We start from the raw sequence: 1,020 nt of genomic DNA on the forward strand, positions 1-1,020 counted from the left end.
GTGTGCAGAGCCTGCGCGACGGCCTGCTCGATCGTCGCGACGTCGAGGCCGAGCAGCGTACCGATCCCGGCGGCCGCCGAGGGGCCGAGGTGCGCGACGAAGCGGAGGCGCTCGGCGCCGGCCTCCTGCGCGGCGGCCGCGTACTCGCGGGTGACGGCGAGGGTCCGCTCGAGCGCGGCCGGGTCGAAGCGGCCGGTGCGGTCGACCCCGCGGCCCAGCCGCACGAGCTCGGTGCGGCGCTGGACGTCCCGGAGGCGGCCGTCCTCCACGTCGGCGATCAGCAGGCGGAGGGAGTTGGTGCCGCAGTCGAGCGCCGCGACGCGCGTGAGGGAGGACATCCGCCCATTCTGCCCGCGCCGCCGGGCCCGGAGGCGGGCGATAGCCTGGGGGAGAGACGAAGGAGCCGCCCGTGCACGAACACCACGTCCGCGTCCACCGCAGCGACGAGGAGCTCCCGCGACACGGGCAGCTCGCCCACGCGCTCGCCGAGGTCGCCGCCGATCCGGTCGAGATCGACGACGAGGTCGCCGAGATGGTGGTCAACCGCGTCATCGACAACGCCGCCGTCGCCACGGCGTCGCTCCTGCGCCGCCCGGTCGTCGCCGCCCGCGCGCAGGCTCTCGCGCACCCCGCCTCCATCGGCGGCCAGGGCTCGGTCGTCCTCGGCGTCGACCCGGCCCGCCGGGTCTCGCCCGAGTGGGCGGCCTGGGCCAACGGGGTCGCCGTGCGCGAGCTCGACTACCACGACACGTTCCTGGCGGCCGAGTACTCGCACCCGGGCGACAACATCCCTCCGCTGATCGCCGTCGCCCAGCACGCGGGCATCGGCGGGGCGCAGCTCGTCCGCGGCATCGTCACGGGCTACGAGGTCCAGGTCGACCTGGTGCGCGCGATCAGCCTGCACCGGCACAAGATCGACCACGTCGCGCACCTCGGCCCCTCGGCGGCCGCCGGGATCGGTACGCTGCTCGGCCTCGACGTCGCGACGATCGAGCAGGCCGTCGCGCAGGCTCTGCACAC

Annotated in this window: 1 protein-coding gene and 1 pseudogene; one reads left to right on the top strand and one right to left on the bottom strand. The window is 75.6% G+C overall.

The window, feature by feature from the left end; genetic code table 11:
- Window positions 1-338: pseudogene (locus C5C24_RS17430) on the bottom strand (hypothetical protein); the annotation flags it as partial.
- A 71-nt stretch (window positions 339-409) separates the two neighbouring features.
- On the opposite strand from C5C24_RS17430, the gene C5C24_RS17435 reads away from it, so the two are divergent.
- On the top strand, window positions 410-1,020 hold a 611-nt coding region (locus C5C24_RS17435), incomplete at its 3' end, for an MmgE/PrpD family protein (protein WP_146079620.1).

It is taken from the genome of Rathayibacter sp. AY2B3, assembly GCF_002931755.1.
Classification (GTDB): domain Bacteria; phylum Actinomycetota; class Actinomycetes; order Actinomycetales; family Microbacteriaceae; genus Rathayibacter.